This window comes from Wolbachia endosymbiont (group A) of Pherbina coryleti (assembly GCF_964026875.1).
GTDB classification, from domain to species: Bacteria; Pseudomonadota; Alphaproteobacteria; order Rickettsiales; family Anaplasmataceae; genus Wolbachia; species Wolbachia pipientis.
This window is the reverse complement of the sequence record NZ_OZ034706.1, coordinates 773497-791210: the sequence shown is the minus strand read 5'-3', so window position 1 is coordinate 791210 and position 17714 is coordinate 773497. Positions and strand designations below refer to the sequence as shown.

General features: G+C 34.8%; 12 protein-coding genes and 2 pseudogenes. 5 read left to right on the top strand and 9 right to left on the bottom strand.

Features of this window, described 5'->3' with window-relative positions:
* Positions 1-100 precede the first annotated feature (100 nt).
* The gene (locus AAGD87_RS03935) at positions 101-1306 is read right to left on the bottom strand and encodes an MFS transporter (protein ID WP_265023872.1); all 1206 of its coding nucleotides are present in this window, start codon (positions 1304-1306) and stop codon (positions 101-103) included.
* Between the two features lie 189 nt (positions 1307-1495).
* On the opposite strand from AAGD87_RS03935, the gene AAGD87_RS03930 reads away from it, so the two are divergent.
* Positions 1496-2104 (top strand): hypothetical protein, encoded by a 609-nt coding sequence (locus tag AAGD87_RS03930; RefSeq protein WP_338481492.1) that lies wholly within the window; start codon positions 1496-1498, stop codon positions 2102-2104.
* Between the two features lie 57 nt (positions 2105-2161).
* A pseudogene (locus AAGD87_RS03925) lies at positions 2162-3471 on the top strand (IS4 family transposase).
* Here AAGD87_RS03925 and AAGD87_RS03920 read toward each other — a convergent pair.
* From AAGD87_RS03920 to AAGD87_RS03890, 7 genes are all read right to left on the bottom strand, one after another.
* On the bottom strand, positions 3458-4840 hold the full coding sequence (locus AAGD87_RS03920) for a phage portal protein (RefSeq protein WP_341817392.1): 1383 nt from the start codon (positions 4838-4840) through the stop codon (positions 3458-3460). The pseudogene AAGD87_RS03925 and the gene AAGD87_RS03920 sit on opposite strands and share 14 nt — an antisense overlap.
* Complete coding sequence (locus AAGD87_RS03915) at positions 4841-5065, bottom strand: gpW family head-tail joining protein (protein ID WP_019236402.1); 225 nt, start codon at positions 5063-5065, stop codon at positions 4841-4843. It lies immediately after the preceding gene.
* Between the two features lie 3 nt (positions 5066-5068).
* Positions 5069-6892, bottom strand: coding sequence for a phage terminase large subunit family protein (locus tag AAGD87_RS03910; RefSeq protein WP_341817391.1), 1824 nt, complete (start codon positions 6890-6892; stop codon positions 5069-5071).
* Complete coding sequence (locus AAGD87_RS03905) at positions 6889-8364, bottom strand: ankyrin repeat domain-containing protein (protein ID WP_208571634.1); 1476 nt, start codon at positions 8362-8364, stop codon at positions 6889-6891. The genes AAGD87_RS03910 and AAGD87_RS03905 overlap by 4 nt, the downstream gene beginning before the upstream one ends.
* Before the next feature lie 19 nt (positions 8365-8383).
* Positions 8384-8866 (bottom strand): hypothetical protein, encoded by a 483-nt coding sequence (locus AAGD87_RS03900; protein ID WP_341817390.1) that lies wholly within the window; start codon positions 8864-8866, stop codon positions 8384-8386.
* A 7-nt stretch (positions 8867-8873) separates the two neighbouring features.
* The gene (locus AAGD87_RS03895; protein WP_341817389.1) at positions 8874-10085 is read right to left on the bottom strand and encodes a DNA modification methylase; all 1212 of its coding nucleotides are present in this window, start codon (positions 10083-10085) and stop codon (positions 8874-8876) included.
* A gap of 113 nt (positions 10086-10198) precedes the next feature.
* Entirely contained in the window at positions 10199-10654 is a 456-nt protein-coding gene (locus AAGD87_RS03890) for a Holliday junction resolvase (RefSeq protein ID WP_341817388.1), read from the bottom strand.
* A gap of 237 nt (positions 10655-10891) precedes the next feature.
* Between AAGD87_RS03890 and AAGD87_RS03885 the strand changes: the two genes are divergently transcribed.
* Positions 10892-11917, top strand: a complete 1026-nt coding sequence (locus AAGD87_RS03885) for a virulence RhuM family protein (protein ID WP_410541880.1) — start codon at positions 10892-10894, stop codon at positions 11915-11917.
* A 2305-nt stretch (positions 11918-14222) separates the two neighbouring features.
* The gene (locus AAGD87_RS03880) at positions 14223-15314 is read left to right on the top strand and encodes an AAA family ATPase (RefSeq protein ID WP_341817387.1); all 1092 of its coding nucleotides are present in this window, start codon (positions 14223-14225) and stop codon (positions 15312-15314) included.
* On the opposite strand, the pseudogene AAGD87_RS03875 reads toward AAGD87_RS03880, so the two are convergent.
* A pseudogene (locus tag AAGD87_RS03875) lies at positions 15311-16620 on the bottom strand (IS4 family transposase). The gene AAGD87_RS03880 and the pseudogene AAGD87_RS03875 sit on opposite strands and share 4 nt — an antisense overlap.
* 145 nt (positions 16621-16765) lie before the next feature.
* Here AAGD87_RS03875 and AAGD87_RS03870 point away from each other — a divergent pair.
* Positions 16766-17704: a hypothetical protein gene (locus AAGD87_RS03870; RefSeq protein WP_341817786.1), complete on the top strand. Its 939-nt coding sequence runs from the start codon at positions 16766-16768 to the stop codon at positions 17702-17704.
* Positions 17705-17714 lie beyond the last annotated feature (10 nt).

Genomic DNA, 17714 nt, shown 5'->3' with positions numbered 1-17714 from the left:
ATCTCTAGATCCCGCTAACAAGCAGCGGGATGACGGTTGTCAGGGTGTCAGCTACTTAGATGAAACCCTTTCCCGGTCTATCAAATCACATAGGAGAAAACTAAGACCAATCAAATTTCTTATCTTGCGGTTTTATTTGCAATATTGCTACCACACTGATCAATAAGCAAAAGACTACATAAAGCCCAGCGGCAAAGTTTACTTGAGGAAATGTTATAGTAAACCAAGTGCATATCATAGGAGTAAATCCTCCATGTAACGCATAAGAGATGTTACGTGATAAACTCACTCCACTAAATCTAACATTGGTAGGAAAAAGTTCAGCAGCAACTATTCCTATAGGATTTATACCCCTTTCTATTATAGAAAGAGCCATTACACCAAGCATAATTATAAGATAACTTTTATAGTAGTATGCAGTAGATAACACAGGACAACACAGTACCATTGTGATCACTGTAAATAAGATTGCAGTGCGCTCTTTTCCTACTTTATCAGCTAACATTCCGAGCGCTATTGAAGATATCGGCATTAATATACTGGTTATAATGAGCACAATTTCATTGACATATGTTGTTACATACGTCTCAACCGACACTATTTCTTTTGCAATTGTTCGAAGAAATATGGTAAATCCAACAACAACATTAACAGGTACAGATATTAAAATAGCAAGTATCAGAGCTCTCTTGTAGCGTTTTATAAGCTCTATTATTGGCAAATCAGATAAATTCCTTTGTTTTCGATTTTCTTCATATGCTGGAGTTTCTCCTAATGTGTATACACTATATGCGCTGATTAACCCCAAAACAAATGAAAAAGTAAACGGCAACCTCCAACCCCAAGCGTTAAAATCAGTGTTTTTTTTGCAGATGATCACTACAATCACAGAGAGCAAGATGCCAATGGAGCGACCAAAACTTATTATTCCAAAAAACATTCCTAGTTTTTTCTTATTAGGTAAATGCTCTATGAGATAAACAGAACTGCCTCCTTGTTCAGCGCCAAGCGCAATCCCTTGTGTCACATGGATTGCAAGAAGCAATATAGTAGAAGTTATACCTATTTTGCTATAACTTGGAATAAACGCAACGAGACTAGACGGAATCGATATTAGCAAGATAGCAATCGTTAATGCCATTCTCCTTCCATACCTGTCACCAATGTGACCAAATATGAATGCGCCAAGTGGCCTTACCATAGCACCCAGTCCTGCAATTCCAAACAATTGCAGTATTCTGTTGTAAACATCTTTTGCACAACAAAACTCTCTACTAATTATGTTAACCAGATCGATAAAGAGCATATGGTCATACCATATTGCGATTCTGCAGAGAATAGCTGATATCAACACCCTTGTTTGCACTAAATTTAATTTGTAAATGTTTGCTTATTTCATTGTGGCTGCTTTTTGGGATTTTGCAACCTAAGGTGTGGGTTGACTTTTTTATTATGGTGTGTGAAACTAAAATGTTATTAACATAGGGACAAAGTTATGGTGGGTGTAATTTATTTAGCGATGCTGGGCGTGGCAGCAATAATAGGAGCTATAATAGGCACTTTAATAGGTCTCTTACTAAGTTTCACTAGTCTTTCACCTCTGATAATAGGCGGAACTGTTGGAGCCATCTATGTAGTGCCATTAATTGCAGCTTTCATAACAATTCTTTTGTATCCAATTCCATATGAGCGTCATAGCGGGTTAACATTAAAAGAAACTGCGTGTCTAGCTGGCTTGTTTATTGGAAGTGTTGCAGCCGGAGTTGGCCTTGTTGCATGTGGCTTGACTCCAATAATTAAAGTAGATTCTTTATCGTCTTTATCAACTACAGTTAGTTCTTTGTTAGCTATGGGAGCTACAATACCAGTACTTCTGATTGCAACTGCAATTGGAGTAGCTATTGTAATCGAGCTCGCTAAGCAAGCTAAGGAGTACATATCAGGTAAAATAATGCAAGCAGAAAAAGAACCTGTGACTGATACACATGAAGAACCAGGCTCTAAAATGGAAGAAGCAAAAGAAGAAAAAACTGCTAGAAATAAGCAGGCAGTACGGGAATGTTCAAAAAACCATACGCGTCAAGTTAAGGAAATAAAGGTATGAAAGAGATAGAATAATAAGGTATAAGTTCTCCCAGATATACTTTTAGTGAGAGAACCAATGAATAAAATAACTTGCTTATCAAAAAAGCTCAAAGAATTTTTTAATGAAAAAGCAGAGAAAATCTCAATTACAACAAGGTTTATAAAAAGAAAGAGAAAGCTAAAAGGTTCATCATTCGTAAAAGCCATGGTCTTGGGTAATATAGGAGTTGATAATTGTAGCGTAGAAACAATGTGTCAATTACTAAACGAGGACTCGATAGATATAACAAAACAAGGTTTGGATTTTAGATTTACTGAAGAAGCAGTGGAATTTATGAAAAGGATGTATAATGAATCTGTGATTCTCTTTAAAAATATCTTGCAAGTTGATTGCAAAATCTTACAGCAATTTAATAGTGTTAAATTATTGGACAGTAGCTATATTACTCTACCTAACAGTATGGAAGAGATGTATAAAGGTTATGGTACTAGCTACAGTGGCTATGAAAGCAATACTAAGTCTGGAATAAAGTTACAATTAGTTTTCGACTACATGAATCAGATAATAGACCAACTTAATTTAACGGAGGGGGTAAGATCAGACCAGGGATATAGGAAACATTTAAGTAATATATTAAGCAATGATTTGCTAATATCTGATCTCGGTTATTTTGTGCCAAGTTCTTTTAAACAAATCAATGAAATAGGAGCTTATTTCATAAGTCGTCGATACCAACATATATGATGTAGAAACAAATCAAAAAATGGAGTTATTAGAATGTTGAGAGGATAAGTTATTTTTAGAAAACGAGGTATTGTTAGGAAAAGAAGCAAAAATTAGAGTAAGAATTATATGTCAGAAACTAACTGAAGAACAGTCTATGGGCAGAAGAAGGAAAGCTAATAGATTAGCAAGATCGCAGATCCTCTAAAAGAAATCAAAAATTGTTGAACTGGTCAATATTTATAACTAATGTTCCAGAAAATAAAATTAGTGCTGAGCAAGTATTAACGATTTACAGAGTAAGGTGGCAAATTGAGTTATTATTTAAATTGTATAAAAGCCATATCAGGCTTGATAAGCTAAAAGGAAAGCCATGCAGAGTATTATGTGAACTATATGCTAAATTGTGCGCAATTCTTATATTTCACGGCATAGTTGGTTGCACAGAAGTGAAAAAGAATACAGAACTTAGCTTAACAAAGGCATTTATTGAGCTAAAAAGGCGGGTTAGAGAGTTATTTTTAGTATTAACCAAAATTAATAGTTTAAAAGCATTTCTTAAAAAACTCACTATAACTTGGTCGCGATTTTCATTAAAAGACAAACGTAGAAGGGCTAGAGTATCCACTTTAACCTCTCTAAATTTGCTCACAATCTCTTAACTTGACGCGTATGATTTGCACGACTCTGATCTTCTGCTATTTCCTGGTCAATTTCTTCTACATCGTAACCCATTTCTGATACTACTTCCGATCGACTCTTAAATCCATTCCTTACTGCCATTTGCTGTGCTTGCTGGTCTTTCAGTGGATCTACCCAATCAAATCCCTGTGGTATCCATTTTACATCTTTAAATATTTGATTATCTGTTGTAGAAAGCTCTCCAGATAAAGTGGCAAGTTCTAGCCATCTACTCCATACTGGTCTGCAAAATTGGAATACTATAATGTTATGTTGCAGCATAGCGCATCTACGACGAAACTCTATTAATCCTGCTCTGATTGATGAGTAATTAACACCTGTTAAATCTCCTGTTAGCTGTTCATATGTTATCCCTGTACCAATCGCTATTGCCCTCAGTTGCTGTCTCATGAATGCTTCATAACTTCCTCCAACATCAGACGGCTCTGAAAATTTTATATCTTCTCCTGGGTCTAAAAGCTGCATTGTTCCAGGTTCTAGGCCAGATAATGCGACTCCTTGCTCATTACTTTCACCTTCTCCCATGATATTTGCCTCAGGATCAAGTCTTGTAATAAACCCTGCAAACATCGCCGCTGTCTTTTTTCTTACTAATTCTGCATCATCGTATTGATCAAGCTCATAAAGTTTCAGAAGTATACTCGAAAGCCAAGGTTCCCCTCTGATTTGCCCAGATCTTAGTGGTCTATAGATATGTAAAACATCATTTGCTGGTACTCTTACTGATTCTCCAAATGAGCCTTCGCCTGGATGTTCTCTAAATAAGTAATATGCTTCTCTCTGCCCAAGTCTATTGAACTCAATCCCGTTTCTTATTACATTACCATTTCCTAAAGTTTGATTTGTTTTATTATCTAAATGTTCAGACTCAAGTACTTGCAGTTGTAATGGTACAGAAAATCTATCTTCCAGCTTTCTCGTTCTTAAACGTACAAAACATTCTCCTCCCTCTATCATACTTCTGCATACTAGAGCTTGTAATCCATAAAAATCACTTACTCCGTTACTATCTGCTTCATCTGTCCATCTTAGCCATAATTCTTGTACTTTCTTTCGAAATTCTCCATCTCTTGCTTTTGATTGCGGTTTTATTCCTGTTCCAATAGAGTTACTTACTATTGTATCAATGATATTTGCTGCATATGGATTTTTTCTCACCATATCACGTGATCTACTACGTAAAGTTTCAAGGCTTTGAGACAGCAAATTGTTTATACTTCCTAACTCTGGTTGAAAGTGAAAAAATCTTCTTCCTGAGCCTGCTGCATCCCAGGCTGAACTTTTGATTTTTGGCTTGTTGAATAATTGTTTGAAGGTTTTTAGTAGCATTTATAAAATTCCTTTACTCGTTGAAAAAATAATTTTCCTCTTTGGCTCCACTCCAGCAATCTTTAGCTCAGCTTTAATTCGTTGTCTTAAGTTTAGTAAATCATTTATATCTACTTCTGCATATCTTACCACATGATCACCATATGCAATTGATACTACTCGCTCTCCGTTTTGCAGCTTCTTTATCGCTTCTTCGACTTGAATTAAATAATCTTCGTTATACATTTATTACTTGCTGATCCATTTGCTTTTGACTATTTTCTTTGATTTTTTACTTTCCGGTTTTTCACTTAAACTATTCCATTTACTCTCTGGCCATCTGTCTATTCCCAGTGCTATCGATGCTGCTCTTGCATAAATTCGGCAATCTAGTACTTCATTTCTTTCTCTTACCTTTTGCCACTCTTGTTTGGTATATCCTTTTACTACTTTGCTGACTAATTGCTCTGCCGTTAGCTGCTTAAAATATTCAGGTGCATACTCCGGAAAATGACAATATCCTGGCGGTGTTTCTTCACCTTCTTTTAAAATATTAAGTAATTGAAAAAGCTCTGACTTTAATATCGATACTCCGACTGGCCATAGCTTTATTCCTCTTTTCAGCTTTTGCCCTCCAACTGTTATATCTACTCTACTTGGGCTGCTCAGCGGCACTAGTGCTTTATTTACACCTTTCACTGCCATTACTCTTCCAGATCCTTGATGACCTCTTACCCAGTTGTATACTTCTTGCGTTGCATACCCTGCATCAACCGCCATCATACTTATCATGTATTCAAGCCCATTTTCACCGATAAAATGATGATTGAGGAGCTCCGAAAGTTTTCCCCATACTTCTCCACTTCCAGTATCTCCTTCAAATACTCGGTAGTCTATTGACCAACTTTCACGACTTTTTCCCCATGCTACAACTTCTACTTCCAAACGATCTTTTTGGACATCTACTCCTGCAGTAAGTACCACTTCTCTCCTAGGTACTGTGCCTACGGGAAAAAATTCTCTCCTGTTAAATAATTGCTTCCAGTCTGGTACTTCTCCTTTATCTACCCAAGTTTCTCCTAAAGTGGTATTTATCCAAACTTTCAGTAATTGTTCACTTTCTTTTGCATGGAGAAAATCCTCTACTGCTTGTTGCCAACTATACCAGCCAACTGGACTATAAAGACTTGAAAGATGAAATCCTTTTTTCTCACCTTTTACTCTATTAGTAGGTCTCCATTCTCCACGTTCAAGCATCTCTGTCTTTTGATGATTTTCTATTTTGCCGCTACATTCAGTGCAGACATAATGTGCTGTATTTGGATTTTTATCTTCCCATTTTATTTGTGACCACTTTAGAACTTGATAGTAATTACAATGCGGACATGGTACAAAAAAATATCTCTTATCTGTTGCTTCAAATTCTTTCTCAATTCTGCTTATTCCATGAATCGTTGGTGTTGATACTAAAAAAATCTTTCGCCGTGCAAAAGTGTTAGTTCGAGCAATACTGAGCAGCACTGGATCTCCTTCACCACCTGAATCTCCTGGATAGGCATCTATTTCATCAAGAAAGAGATATTTTACTGGCATAGAACGAAGTCCTACACTGCTATTTGCTCCAGTTATTACTACTATTCCACCTGGAAACTCCTTACTTTGTACAGTATTGCCTGAATCTCTTGATCTTGGGTCTTTTACTTTACTTTTTAAACATGGCGTACTCTCTATTAACGGTGCAAATCTTCCTTTTGACCAACGTTTTCCCATTTCAACTGTTGGCTGTACTACCAGCATTGGACCAGGAGTCTGATCTATGATGTAGCCAATCCAATTGTTACCAGCTTCTGTTCCCCCAATCTGCGCTCCTTTCATGAATACTACTTTTTCTGTTGGTGAGGACGGAGAAAGTGAATCCATGATTTCTTTTAAATAAGGAGTTCTTTCCGTTCTCCATTTACCTGGCTCTGATGCTGCAGTTGGGGATAGAACTCGATACTCATTCGCCCACTCTGATACTTTAAGCTGGGGATCTGGTCTTAAACCTTCAGAAAAAGCTCTAGCGTATATCATTGTCTGCATCTACTCATAATTGGTTCTATTTCAACATCATTAACAGTAGAACTACACTCTTCCAGTTCCATAAACATCTTTTTCTGAAACTCTTTTTCTATATATCTTTTGCTCATCTCACTTATCATTATTGCTATAACAAGCGCAAATACCCCTGTTATTGTTGCAAAAATGATTGCACTGCTTATTGCTGTTACCGTTAAACCTATATATGCTGCCATTGCTACTGCGCTAACTGTAATACAGATGCAGATAATATTATTATGTTTTTTCATCCTTTTATCTGCTATTTCTCTCTGTGCTATATATTTATTATGAAGGGTTGGAAAATTAACAACGGTATCTCTGCAGAGTAACGCTCCATTTTTTTCATTGAATAAAACTTTAAGTAATTCTAAATTATTTGACTTGATTGCTAAGTGCAAAACAGGTGTATAGTTTGCTCCTTTTTTCAGCAATAACTTTACCACATGTAAATGACCTTTTTCTGCAGCAAGGTAAATCGGTGATAGACCTTTATTATTTGAAATATCAATATCAATTTCTTCTTTTAAAATAGACTCTACAACTCCTTTTTGTGCAGCTAAATGGAGTAGACTGTTCTTTTCAGGACCATACTTATTGTTCATCAAGATCTTCTTTATCTCAGGTTTAGCGTAATCAAATGGTGTCTTGCCGCTATCGTCTTTTACCAGAGGATCTATATCTTCTCGCGTTAGTAAGACCTCTATTGTTTTAAGTCTTTCAGCGTAATGTAGAGGTGTTTTATTTTCGTAGTCTTGTAGATTCACTTGAGCATTAGGCTCCTTTATTAAGCATTTGAGGATATCAAGACATAAGTCTCTTTCATCGTAATTAGTATTACTTACAGCTATATGAATAGGTGATAATTTCATCGAGTTTTGTCCTACACGTGCGCTATTTACATCTGCTCCTAGCTCCAGTAATAACTTTACTATCTCCAATTTTTTGTTGTTAACTGCATAGTGCATCGGTGTCTGATTTCGTGCATCAAAAACCTCGATTTCAGCATTTCCTTCTCTTATCAAAATCTTTACAACTTCTGCATGTCCTATGCCTGCTGCTAGATGTAATGGAGTATGGTGCAAAGCATTTTGTACATTAACGTCAATACCTTTTCCTATCAAATATCTAACTGCATTAACTTCACCTATCATTGCAGCTAAATGAAGTAAGCTATCTTGTTCTGACCCGTACTTGTTATTAATTAGCGCTTGTAATATTTCTGCTTTTTTCCCTTCTTTGGCGTAATCAAGAGATGTTTTACCTTCATTATCTTCCACAAAAGGATTAATATTCTTCTTCGTGAGTAACAAATCCACCATGCTTAATTCATCAAATTCTATAGCACAATGTAGTGGTGTCTTTCCATTTAATCCTCTAACATTAACATCTAATCCAGGTTGATTGATGAGACACTTTATTAACTCCAAACTTAAGTTATCAGCCATTTTATATTCAAAATCTTTTTTATATTTGAAATTTAGTATTAGATAATTCTTGTAATGAGTTTGTAATCTCTTCAGTTAGCGCCATATGAATCTTTTCAGTGTCACTCAGTGATGCAAGCAGCGCTGAAACTCTATTTGGAATATTAAGTAAATTATTACGGACAACCCTTGCTACATTAAATGCATTGCGCTTTACTTCTTCTACTGCTACAAGTTCTCCTATCTCAGCCCTAGCTTTTGCCTCAAGAAGTTTACCTCGTTCCATTTCATTTTTTATTCGAGTTTTTAGCAACATCGTGGAAAGGTTACTTGTATTTTCGTTTTCTGGATTTTTCCTCCTCAGTGGCTGACTTGGATCTCTTATTGCCGCTACTGCTTCATTTGCTTGTTCTCTATTGATCAAACCATCCTCCAACTCAACTATTCCTTTCTTTACTAAATAACAGACATATTGCTTTGATACTCCTATCTCTCTTGCCCATTCTGTTTGTGTAATTTTCACTTTTTTCCTACTGTTTTTCTCCTTGAATTTCTGCAAATTTTTTACCAGTACCGGCTAAAATGGCATCTCTTCCGGTATATATTTGCCAACGTTTTATGGTTACATCTACAAATTTTGAATCTAGCTCTATTGTTCTGCAAATTCTTCCTGTTCTCTCACATGCAATCAGTGTACTTCCAGAACCGCTAAATGGATCAAGTACTATGTCTCCTGGTCTGCTGCTGTTTACTATTGCTCTCTCCATTAGCTCTACTGGCTTCATCGTTGGATGTAGTGTATTATGCGTTGGCTTATCATAAAACCACAAATCACTTTGATTTCTTCCTCCATGCCACTCACGTTTATTGCCGCTTTTCCATCCATAGAGCATTGCTTCGTATTGTCTTTGATAATCAGACCTGCCTAGCGTAAAATGATTCTTTGCCCAAATGATAAATGTTGACCATTTTCCTCCTGCCTCCTCAAATGCTTTTTGCAACGTTGAAAACTCTGATGATGATATGCAGATGTAAATTGCACCTTTCGTATATGCTAAAATATGGGAACAGATGTCATAGAGAAAAAGTTCGTACTTTTCACCTTGATTATCATTTAATATCTTTTTGTCTTGGCTATTACCATAATCAACGTTATATGGAGGATCACAAACAGTAATGTCTGCCATTTTATCATCTAACAGCGCTTTATATGATTCAACTACAGAGCTATCACCACAATAGATTCGATGATCACCTAAAATCCATAAATCACCTGGTTTTGTTATTTCTACCTTTTTGTCATCAACAACTAAGTCAGAAAGATCTTCTTTTTCACTATCTAAATCATCAAGGAAATGTTGAACTTTTTCTAATTCAAATCCAGTCATTTTAAGATCAAACTGTAAATCTTCTAACTCTTGAATTTCTACTTTCAAAAGCTCATCATCCCACTTTGCCCAATTAGCTGATTGATTTGCCAGCAATCGAAAAGCTTTGGTTTGTGGTTCATTTAAATTATCACTGAGGACTACTGGAATACTTTCCATACCAAGTTTTCTTGCTGCTTTAAGTCTTAAATGACCATCAACCACAGTGCCATCGCTTTTTGCAACTATTGGTATACGAAAGCCGAATTCCCTGATTGAAGCACACATTCTATTTACTACGTCATCATTTTTACGAGGATTACGCTTATATTCGACGAGGTTTTCAACAGGATAGTAGTGGATTGCTAAATTCATATAATTTAAATTCTTAATAATTAAAAGGTTAATATTCAAAATATGTCTAACACTAGAAAAGGCCTGAGGTCGGACCCACCAAACCCGCCATTATGGCCGAAAGGACCCACTTTTTATGGATTTTTCGTCTTATTAATATCTTTACTAATATAGAACATTAATGCCAAAGCATCGGCCTCATTATCATCTCTAGGTAAAAAACTTTTTTCACGTATCGCTTCAATAACTTCACTCTTACTTGCATTGCCTTTGCCTGTTATAAAGCGTTTTATAGTTTTAACATTAACACCTTGGTAGGGAATATTGTTCTCTTCACACCAAGCAGTCAAATGCGCCAAGAAACCTCCGTAGCAATGAGCAGCATCAGTCCCTAAGTGTCTTCTTACTTCCTCAAAATACACTGCAGAAATGTCTTTCAAAGAATTAAGCCAATTACGAAAGTTTAAGAAGCACATTCCGCCTCCACTGAAACGACTACCATGAAAGCTTTTGCTTCCACTTTCAATTACTCCATCTGTAAGAATTGCCCAGCCCGTTTGTTTGCCGAGGTCTAGTGTTAGGATTGACATTTTCTTTGTGTTTGAAGCGTATTGAGGTAAACTAACCTCGTTGAAACAATGCCCTTCTATTATATATATACCGGATTTCTTACTACTTTTTCCGGGATTTTTTGAAAAAAAGTGAAAACAATTTAAAAACTGCTTACCAGCTAAAGAATAAAGTAGATAGTTCATTTTTAGAGTTTTACAGTTGCTTGTCTTTTTTACAAGTAACCTATATGCTACTTGAAGTAAGGTAGAGTAGATATGATAATAAATGAAAACGAAATTTTATTATATACAACTCCAAATGGAGACGTGAGAATTGATGTTTTGTATCGAGATGAAAACATTTGGCTTACACAAAAAAGAATGGCGGAGTTGTTTGATGTTAATATTAGAACAATTAGTGAGCATTTACAGAACATATTTGCTAGTCAAGAGTTAGATAAAGATTCAGTTATCCGGATTTTCCGGAATACTGCTGAAGATGGTAAACAGTACCCTACACAATTTTATAATTTGGATGCAATTATAGCTATTGGTTATCGAGTTAATTCTAAAAAGGCTACATCTTTCAGAGTATGGGCTACAAAAATTTTGAGAGATTTCATCATCAAAGGATTTGCATTAGATAGCGAACGGCTAAAAAACGGCCCAAAGTTTGGCAAAGACTACTTCAATGAATTACTTGAAAAAATCAGGGAAATACGAGCATCCGAACGTAGGTTTTACCAGAAGATTACCGACATTTATGCTGAATGCTCTGCAGACTATGATCCAAATTCAGAAATAACAAAACAGTTTTACGCAAAAGTACAAAACAAATTATATTGGGCAATTTATGGCTTAACTGCAGCAGAGTTGATATGTTCACGAGCTGACCACAAAAAGCTGCATATGGGGCTAACTACATGGAAAGATGGTCCAGGTAACAAAATTCATAAGAGTGATGTCAGTACTGCGAAAAACTATTTGACTAAGGAAGAGTTGAGTGAACTAAATCATATTGTTTCGATGTATCTAGATTATGCGGAACTTCAAGCAAGAAAGCATCGGCTAATGAAAATGCAGAATTGGGTTGAAAAATTGGATGCATTTTTATTGTTCAATGATTATGAAGTGCTTAAAGATGCTGGTAAAGTTAGTGCTGAAGTTGCAAAAGCCCTAGCTGAAGGAGAATACGAAAAGTACAGAGTTGTACAGGACAAATTACATGAATCTGATTTTGATGAATTAATTAAAGCAAGTAAAGAAAGTGAGAAAATAACTACAACAAAAACCAGCTTGTAGTTGAGCTATCTGTGTTTGACATCTTGTCTACCACCTTTTGTTTTAATTTCAAGGGGGGTGACCCACCCTTTAGAAAGCCCTATCTGCCAATAAATAGTGAAAACATAAATCTTTGTCTCCATTGTACGCGATGAAATTGGAGACGTAAATAAATAAATTTTGATCTTTGTCTCTGTTTTAAGCGGTTTTGTAGCTTATGTTTATGGCAAAACTTTTTTTCTTTAACTTCACCTACAATTTATTTATAGAGATTATCTAAAATAACCAGCTTTTATTGCACCGATTTAAAAGATCGTCCACTTTTTTGAAAAAATATTTTACAACAAATAAAAAACGTGATAGACTAGAGTAAGGCTTTTTTATAGCAAGTAAAAGTTTAAGGTAAGAAATAATTTAAAAATGACTCTTAACCGGGTTTTGAGCTACCTTACATGAGTAACTTAGGTTCTGATTGTACAATTGTACCCTGAAGTCGTAGAATCTCTTTAAAACGCTATTATTAGCCATCTTGTCTTTTGTAAGCATTTATCTTTTTCAGGTTATCCAAAATGCAATAGTAGGTTTTTCATATTTTTGTCTCTGTGTTGTATTTTTATTTAGGGCGATCTGATTCATTAAGTCTTTTGGAAATGGAAAAATAACGTCTTATAGGTATTAAATGGATAAAAATGCAGAATTTCAATGGTTTAAGTGTATTATATTTCTATTTCCTTATTTTGAAATTTTGCTGGAAAACTCAGAACGGCTTTTTACTCCTTAAAACCTTACTTTGAAGAATAGGCCACAGTAGTAGATTAGGCATTTACCATAAAAATGTTACCTTTAGCTATTTTTAAAGGCTATTAAAGTTTAGTGATACCTTTAATTATCTTACAATAACTCGGTTTATGTCTACTAATATCATGAAATGCAGCTGGTCCACCTGTATGCATAAGTAGTTAGAGTAGGTTATAGGCGGCTTTAAAAAACCGGTTAGTTGCCACTTGAGTTTATTTTTTAAATGACTTTTATATTTCGGTTAAAAATTTAAATTGACGGTATATTAGCCTTTTTGAAAACCATTTCAGTTGAGCAGACGGCCACCGCGGAACTTCTCTTAAGGTTTATATTATAATAAACTTATTACAGTTCATGTTTTTTTGCTTAACTTGTTATTTAAAAATTAAAAAAGTAATAAATTAAACACTTAAGCGCGTTAATAATATTTAGGTAGGTATTATGAAAGGTACATATCCTATATGTTCTATTATTATATATTATTATTTATTATATATATAATATATAAGGTTTTACCTGAAACTGGGCTACACTCAAAAACCCTCTATAATCCTAGCTTTTAAAGCAATTAAGAAGTTTTTTTGAATTTCAAACTTAAATTACTCTTAACCCTTTAATATAGCCGGGTTTTTCCTTTTAGGAGATTTCATTTTCCAATCTAAAATGGCTTAAACTGCCAAAAATCTATGTAATCTCGAATCTAAAGTACTTAATTCACAAGTAATTATTATGAATACCTTTACCAGTATAGCGTTTTGTGGCTACTTCTTATAGACGGAAAATCTCTCCCCTGAGTATATTGTAAACACGTTAAGCTCTATTAAAGTTTAATAGAAAAATCGTAATGAAAAAAATTTTAGAGCAAATCATATTTCAGACTGCATTTCTAGTATATATCTGTTATGGAGGAGAAAAAAGGATGGCTTATTTGGTTATTCTCATAAGCAAAGTATAGTATATTTTGCAACATAATGCAGATGCAACTTATAGGCGGCCTTTTTGTTTAAAGTTAAAATGAAATTAAATTTTGTAATTTTTTTGAGGAGTGTAAGTTGAGAGCAGAGTTAAATTTTCAATACCACCATTTACCTCTACAGAAGAGAACTTTTTTAGTGTTGCCTATATATTTTTGTAGTTTTTCGGACGAATTTGAAATTGAACGTGTATATATACTACAGGGGCATATGAAAGATAAGAGAACGGAGTTGTGCAAAATTTTCTAAAAAGTGAACAGTTTTTGTAATTTTGTTGAACTTACTATAGTAAGACCTAGCAGACCTGGTCTTCTGAATTGCAAATATTTGGAGTAAATATGGACAGTGTCAACTTACGCTTGAAAAAAAATTTCTCCTCTCTTCCGGAAAAACCTATGAGAAATCCGGTATTACTATAGTAAAAGGTACAGAGACATCTCTCTACCCATTTATAACTGTATTTTAAATTACCAGCCTTTAAGAACATCATCATGAGCTATGTAGCAGAGACATTCTGTCAACAAACATAGCTTATTTTAACAGGAGAAAACAATATGCATGACAAGCAAGCTTTATTTGAAAGAGCAGCAGAAGTAAAAGCAGAACTACTCTCAAGAATAGAATCATCTTTATCCTACTTATTACCAAATGGTACTTTCCACGGTGGTAAGTTCTATGTTGGTAATATTAGAGGAGATAAAGGGAAAAGTTTAGTAGTAGAAACAAGAGGAGAAAGAGCCGGATTATGGCACGATTTTGCTACTGGTGAAGGCGGAGATATACTTAATCTCTGGTGGGATGTTACTAGTCAGACTAAGTTTCTTGATACCATAGAAGATATAGAAAAATGGCTTGGTCACTCAACAAACCATAAAGAAGAATTTTCAGAACGTTTAATAGCATGTTGGGACTATTATGATGAAAATAATCAAGTAATAGCTAAAATTTACCGTTATGATAGCACTTCAGGGAAAAAACGATATAGCTGTTTTGATGTAAAAAACTCAAGTAGTACTGCTCCAGATCCAAGGCCTTTGTACAATGTTCCAGGTATAATTAAATCCGATAAAATTGTTTTCGTTGAAGGTGAAAAATGTGCTGAAAGTTTAATCAGTAAGGGCATAACAGCCACAACAATGATGTTTGGAGCAAATTCACCTGTAAATAAAACAGATTGGGCTCCGCTAAAAGGTAAACACATAACCATATGGCCAGACAACGATAGTTCAGGTCAGAAATATGCTGAAAATGTTGCAAAGAAGCTTTTAGATATAGGCGTTGCATCGCTTTCTATTCTTAAAATTCCACAAGATAAACCAAAAGCTTGGGATGCTGCTGATTGTATTAAAGAAGGAGTAGACGTCAAAAGATTTTTAACCTCAACTGTTTCTCTCCCATATACAAAAAACGTTACTTCATTTCCTGTATTGCAGTACCTAAATGACAAATCACCAATGCCAGAAGACATAATTGCTCCTAGAGTTTTAACTCCTAGTGGTCTTTTAGTTTTTGCTGGCGCGCCTAAAGTGGGAAAAAGTGACTTTCTTATTTCTTGGCTTTTTCATATGGCATCTGGAACTCCATTTTTTGATATGGTGCCAAAAAGGCCCTTAAGAATCTTCTACCTTCCATACGCGTCAAGTTAAGAGATTGTGAGCAAATTTAGAGAGGTTAAAGTGGATACTCTAGCCCTTCTACGTTTGTCTTTTAATGAAAATCGCGACCAAGTTATAGTGAGTTTTTTAAGAAATGCTTTTAAACTATTAATTTTGGTTAATACTAAAAATAACTCTCTAACCCGCCTTTTTAGCTCAATAAATGCCTTTGTTAAGCTAAGTTCTGTATTCTTTTTCACTTCTGTGCAACCAACTATGCCGTGAAATATAAGAATTGCGCACAATTTAGCATATAGTTCACATAATACTCTGCATGGCTTTCCTTTTAGCTTATCAAGCCTGATATGGCTTTTATACAATTTAAATAATAACTCAATTTGCCACCTTACTCTGTAAATCGTTAATACTTGCTCAGCACTAATTTTATTTTCTGGAACATTAGTTATAAATATTGACCAGTTCAACAATTTTTGATTTCTTTTAGAGGATCTGCGATCTTGCTAATCTATTAGCTTTCCTTCTTCTGCCCATAGACTGTTCTTCAGTTAGTTTCTGACATATAATTCTTACTCTAATTTTTGCTTCTTTTCCTAACAATACCTCGTTTTCTAAAAATAACTTATCCTCTCAACATTCTAATAACTCCATTTTTTGATTTGTTTCTACATCATATATGTTGGTATCGACGACTTATGAAATAAGCTCCTATTTCATTGATTTGTTTAAAAGAACTTGGCACAAAATAACCGAGATCAGATATTAGCAAATCATTGCTTAATATATTACTTAAATGTTTCCTATATCCCTGGTCTGATCTTACCCCCTCCGTTAAATTAAGTTGGTCTATTATCTGATTCATGTAGTCGAAAACTAATTGTAACTTTATTCCAGACTTAGTATTGCTTTCATAGCCACTGTAGCTAGTACCATAACCTTTATACATCTCTTCCATACTGTTAGGTAGAGTAATATAGCTACTGTCCAATAATTTAACACTATTAAATTGCTGTAAGATTTTGCAATCAACTTGCAAGATATTTTTAAAGAGAATCACAGATTCATTATACATCCTTTTCATAAATTCCACTGCTTCTTCAGTAAATCTAAAATCCAAACCTTGTTTTGTTATATCTATCGAGTCCTCGTTTAGTAATTGACACATTGTTTCTACGCTACAATTATCAACTCCTATATTACCCAAGACCATGGCTTTTACGAATGATGAACCTTTTAGCTTTCTCTTTCTTTTTATAAACCTTGTTGTAATTGAGATTTTCTCTGCTTTTTCATTAAAAAATTCTTTGAGCTTTTTTGATAAGCAAGTTATTTTATTCATTGGTTCTCTCACTAAAAGTATATCTGGGAGAACTTATACCTTATTATTCTATCTCTTTCATACCTTTATTTCCTTAACTTGACGCGTATGCTTCTACCTTCAGACTGAAATCGGTTACCACTATATGCGTGAACGGCTGCAACAGATGAAATTTAGTGAAGAGCTTATTAAACTTGCTGCAAACAATTTAGTTATTACACCACAGACTAAGCTGCTTTTAAATGAAAATAGCATTAAAGATATCGTAACTGAAGCAGAAAGAAACTTTGACCTAAACACCATTGATATCATAGCGGTAGATCCATTGCGTAACGTTTTTGATGCTGATGAATACGGTAACGAAAATGATAATAATGCCATGATTTTCTTTCTCCAGGAGAGAGTTGAAAAACTGCGTTCTCTAATCAATCCAGATGCTGGAGTTATTCTTGTGCACCATACAAAGAAAATGCAAAAGAAACTATTAGAAGAAGATCCATTTCAAAGTTTTAGTGGCGCTAGCAGCTTACGAGGATTCTATACCACTGGAATGATCATGTTTAGGCCTGATGAGAAGAACAGCTATCGTCAACTGATGTTTGAGTTACGTAATGGAAATTCTGTTATGCCAAAATTTGTTGATAAAATTAATGGTCATTGGTACGAAGTTGACGCTGAGTCACAAAGGTTAATAAATAAAGACTATGGTGAAAAACTAGATGCCGAACGTTCTCGTAGATATGACATCATCTTGGACTTAATATGTGCAGAAGGACGTAAGGGCCATGTTTATACAATTAATCAGTTTTGTCAGGCATTTGAAAATAAAGAAGGTCTTGGCAGTACACATTCTATACGTGATCGTCTCGATGTCCTTGCTACCAAAGGCTATGTTAAATTCAACAAAGAAGGCAAAAATGCTGCAAGAAACAAATACGGAGTACTTTGCGTTGAAGGTATGGAATTTGGGCAAAAAATACTTGATCCAGAGAAGAACAAAAAGGTTACAGTCTATCACAGGTTACTACCTACACACTACAAATCACCGCATTATGGCAGCGTAATTCCTGTAGAAAATCCAAATACTTGGGTTTATCACAATTAAATCATTAACA

Excerpts from the sequence above, each read along its gene's own strand:
- AAGD87_RS03885 (WP_410541880.1), top strand. The coding sequence starts at position 10,892 with ATGATAATAAATGAAAACGAAATTTTATTATATACAACTCCAAATGGA.
- AAGD87_RS03915 (WP_019236402.1), bottom strand. The coding sequence starts at position 5,065 with ATGTATAACGAAGATTATTTAATTCAAGTCGAAGAAGCGATAAAGAAG.
- AAGD87_RS03905 (WP_208571634.1), bottom strand. The coding sequence starts at position 8,364 with ATGGCTGATAACTTAAGTTTGGAGTTAATAAAGTGTCTCATCAATCAA.
- AAGD87_RS03895 (WP_341817389.1), bottom strand. The coding sequence starts at position 10,085 with ATGAATTTAGCAATCCACTACTATCCTGTTGAAAACCTCGTCGAATAT.
- AAGD87_RS03890 (WP_341817388.1), bottom strand. The coding sequence starts at position 10,654 with ATGTCAATCCTAACACTAGACCTCGGCAAACAAACGGGCTGGGCAATT.
- AAGD87_RS03910 (WP_341817391.1), bottom strand. The coding sequence starts at position 6,892 with ATGATATACGCTAGAGCTTTTTCTGAAGGTTTAAGACCAGATCCCCAG.
- AAGD87_RS03880 (WP_341817387.1), top strand. The coding sequence starts at position 14,223 with ATGCATGACAAGCAAGCTTTATTTGAAAGAGCAGCAGAAGTAAAAGCA.
- AAGD87_RS03930 (WP_338481492.1), top strand. The coding sequence starts at position 1,496 with ATGGTGGGTGTAATTTATTTAGCGATGCTGGGCGTGGCAGCAATAATA.
- AAGD87_RS03935 (WP_265023872.1), bottom strand. The coding sequence starts at position 1,306 with ATGCTCTTTATCGATCTGGTTAACATAATTAGTAGAGAGTTTTGTTGT.
- AAGD87_RS03920 (WP_341817392.1), bottom strand. The coding sequence starts at position 4,840 with ATGCTACTAAAAACCTTCAAACAATTATTCAACAAGCCAAAAATCAAA.
- AAGD87_RS03870 (WP_341817786.1), top strand. The coding sequence starts at position 16,766 with ATGAAATTTAGTGAAGAGCTTATTAAACTTGCTGCAAACAATTTAGTT.